2 protein-coding genes and 4 pseudogenes are annotated in these 3,038 nt (G+C 68.8%); 3 read left to right on the top strand and 3 right to left on the bottom strand.

Features of this window, described 5'->3' with window-relative positions:
- From IF89_RS48625 to IF89_RS49945, 3 pseudogenes are all read right to left on the bottom strand, one after another.
- Positions 1-388 (bottom strand): annotated as a pseudogene (locus IF89_RS48625) (hypothetical protein); the annotation flags it as partial.
- A gap of 164 nt (positions 389-552) precedes the next feature.
- Positions 553-954 (bottom strand): annotated as a pseudogene (locus IF89_RS45400) (transposase); the annotation flags it as partial.
- 498 nt (positions 955-1,452) lie between these two features.
- Positions 1,453-2,010 (bottom strand): annotated as a pseudogene (locus IF89_RS49945) (IS110 family transposase); the annotation flags it as partial.
- On the opposite strand from IF89_RS49945, the gene IF89_RS48620 reads away from it, so the two are divergent.
- From IF89_RS48620 to IF89_RS43685, 3 genes and pseudogenes are all read left to right on the top strand, one after another.
- Positions 1,936-2,130 (top strand): hypothetical protein, encoded by a 195-nt coding sequence (locus IF89_RS48620; RefSeq protein ID WP_234328017.1) that lies wholly within the window; start codon positions 1,936-1,938, stop codon positions 2,128-2,130. The pseudogene IF89_RS49945 and the gene IF89_RS48620 overlap by 75 nt on opposite strands.
- Complete coding sequence (locus IF89_RS48615; protein WP_267882127.1) at positions 2,081-2,827, top strand: transposase; 747 nt, start codon at positions 2,081-2,083, stop codon at positions 2,825-2,827. Before IF89_RS48620 ends, IF89_RS48615 begins: the two co-directional genes overlap by 50 nt.
- 113 nt (positions 2,828-2,940) lie before the next feature.
- Positions 2,941-3,038: pseudogene (locus tag IF89_RS43685) on the top strand (winged helix-turn-helix domain-containing protein); the annotation flags it as partial.

Raw genomic sequence — 3,038 nt, 5'->3', positions numbered from 1 at the left:
ACCCACTCCACGAGGGCGTGCGGGACATCGAGTACGGCAGGATAAGGAACCGACGAGGCCCCCGAGTTGAAGAGCTGTGGACGTCAGACATCCCGCTCAACAGCCCGAGGGCCTCGCCTGTTACGCCCGCCTTGCCGTCACCCGACCAGTGGCCAACCTGAACAAGCTCAATGATCGCCGCGATCCGACGGGTGAGAGCAGTGGCCTCTGCGGACAGGTGCGTGATGCGGCTGACCGGCAGCTCCAGCGCCTGGTGCACCGCGCCGACATGCGGGTCCATGGCGGTACAGGGCTTGAAGAGCCACAGGTTCGAGAGCCCGGCGAGGACTTCGCGAAACTGGAAGGGCGCGCTGACCGGGGGAAGCCTGGCCCCTATCTGTTTCGTCAACCCGTGGGGCGGGCTTGTAGGGGTTGGCCCCGGTTTTCGGGAACGTCTCGCGAAGCGGGGCGTTCTGGGTGGTTTGGGTGGGCAGTCCGGTGGTCGGCGGGGTGGGGGTGGCGGTGCCGGTGTGCGGGCGTGATGAGGCCTGAAGGGTAGCGGCGGTGGGGTTGTCAGGCGGCGAGGGCGACGTCGTCGGGGTTGCGTGGTTCGTAGAGGGCGCCGGTGCGGATCATTGCGTGGATGACGTTCACTCGCTGGCGGGCCAGGCGGAGGATGGCCTGGGTGTGGGTCTTGCCGCGTGCGCGCTGACGGTCGTAGTAGGTCTGGGAGATGGGTCGGACTTGCAGCCGATCGCGGCGAACGCGGCCTGTAACAGGGCGCGTTTGAGGAGTCGGTTGCCGCGGTGGGGCGCGTGCTCGCCGCGGATGGAGGTGCCCGAGGACTTGGTGGCGGGGGCGAGTCCGGCGTAGGAGGCGAGGTGTCCGGCGGGTGGGGAAGGTGGCGCCGTCACCGATCGCGACGATCACGGCGGCTGTGGTCCTGACGCCCGTGTCGGGCAGGGACGTCAGGAGGTGGAAAAGAGACATCGGGGGGCGTGCTGCTGGTCGCAGCCGTGCGGGGGCACGCGTCTCCCTGATGGAAGGGCTCGATGGCCCTGCATCCGATCGTGGTGCTGGACGGTCCCGGAGGCCGGCTCTTGACCAGGGGATCCGGCCCCAGGGGGTGTTTGCGGCTTCTCCGGAACCGACCAGCACCACGAGTGATGCGGGGCCCGCAGTCTCTTTCAGGGCCTCGTGGGCCGGGGTGGGCCTGGCGGTGCCCCGCATCACTGCCCATTAGGGAGGGCCTCCAGCAGGGCGGCGATCTCCTGCTGGGCCTGACGCCGCTGGGTGTGGGCGGCGGTGAGCTGGGCGGCGAGCCCGGGCACGATCAGCGCGCTGGCCTCGGTGCCGGAACGACAAGGGTCTGTTCGGCGAGGGCGTCGAAGATCTCGGCGGTGAGGTGCTGGGCCTTGCGTGAGCCGTGGGCCTTGAGCAGGGCCTCGCAGCGGGCACGGCAGAGCTTCTTCCACTTGGCCGGGGAACCGTGCCGCTGAAGGAGGGCCTGGATGTAGGGGTAGGCCAGGCGCGGACCGACCACTCGTTCCAGGGAGGGGTGGATCTGCGAGAGCAGGCCGCGCAGCCGGTTGGTAGTGCGGTCGGCCTCACCGGCCAGGTCGTTGTCGTAGCCGGTGAGCATGGTCAGCTCGGCCAGTTTCTCGTCGTCACGGTCGACCGCGCGCAAGGTGTGCGGCATGGTGCGGGCGGTGTCCGCGATGACGAACGGGTCGCGGGCGCCTGTCTTGGCCTCGCCGGGGTAGAGGTCGGCGGCTCGGCGCATCGACAGGCCGGGCAGGTAGGCTCGACCCGGCAGCCCGACGCGCGGGCGGCGGCGATCGGCAGAGCGCCGATGTTGGCGACCTGGTCGACGACGACCAGGACAGCACCGAACTTCGCGACCAGCTTCTCGAACAGCTCCCGCAGCTTCGGCTCGGTGTTGGGCAGCCACCTATCGTGGACGGTCTTGCCCTGCCCGGTCAGACCATGGGCGTGGTGGAACTCCTTGCCCGGGCCAAGGCCGAGGAACAGATCTATGTCGACGGTGTCGGCCATGCTCGCATGCCCCTCGACGGGCACTTGTGCCCGATCCTGGCCGTCCCTGCGGCACCACACACCGGCAACCACGTTACGCAGACATCCCGTCCCTGAAGCGGTCCGGCGTTGCGCCGGGCACGGGCAGTCGTCAGGCCCCTCATCAGCGGCCAAGCGGTGCCCCAAGACCCGGCGGCAACACCCCCCAGGTCATCAATTCCAATGCCGTTGCTTTTGGCGGATCGAGCAGCGCAAAGCCCGCCGGGTTCAGGATGTCCTTGCCGACGGAAGCTACCTGGCACGCATGGAGCCGAGTCAGCACAGCAAGGCGTCCGGGACGGCGAAGGCCCCACCCGCGCTGGTCCGGGTGATCGAGTACCGGCTCGACGGCCGGCCCGAAGTGGTCCGGCTCATTACAAGCCTGCTGGACCACGAGAAATACCCGGCTGAGGAACTCGCGGCCCTCTATGCACGGTGGTGGAAGATCGAGTTGGTCTTCGACGAGATCAAAACCCATCAGCGGGACAGGCCGGTCCTCAGGTCCCAGACACCGGACGGGGTGAGGCAGGAGATCTTCGCCCATTTGATCGTCCGCCAGGCGACCCGCGAGCTCCTGGACGAGGCGGCCCGCCTCACCCAGAGCCCTGCCGAGCGGACGTCATTCGTCCGGGCATTGCACGGCGTCCGCCGCTCGGTGATCACACCGTGCGGCTTTCCCCCTCGGCCCGACGACGTGACCGCTGGCTCGGCCCCGCCGAGATCGCAGCAGATCTGCTGCCGCCACGACGATCACGCGACTGTCCGCGAAGGATAAAGTCGCGCATCACGCACTTCGCCAGCAAGGTGCCTGGTGAGCCAGCCAGCAGCCGACGGTCCCCCGCCGTGGTCACACTGCACTACCGATGGCACGACCACTAACGCAACGGCACGGTCGAGGGCACCTGGCGGCTGCTGAAGCGCCACGGCTGGAGCTGGCAGCAGCCCACCAGGCGCGCGATCGAGCGCGATGACGACGCGGTCGAGGT

It is taken from the genome of Streptomyces sp. NRRL F-2664 (genome assembly GCF_000719345.1).
GTDB lineage: Bacteria > Actinomycetota > Actinomycetes > Streptomycetales > Streptomycetaceae > Streptomyces.
This window is presented reverse-complemented; position numbering and strand designations above follow the sequence as displayed.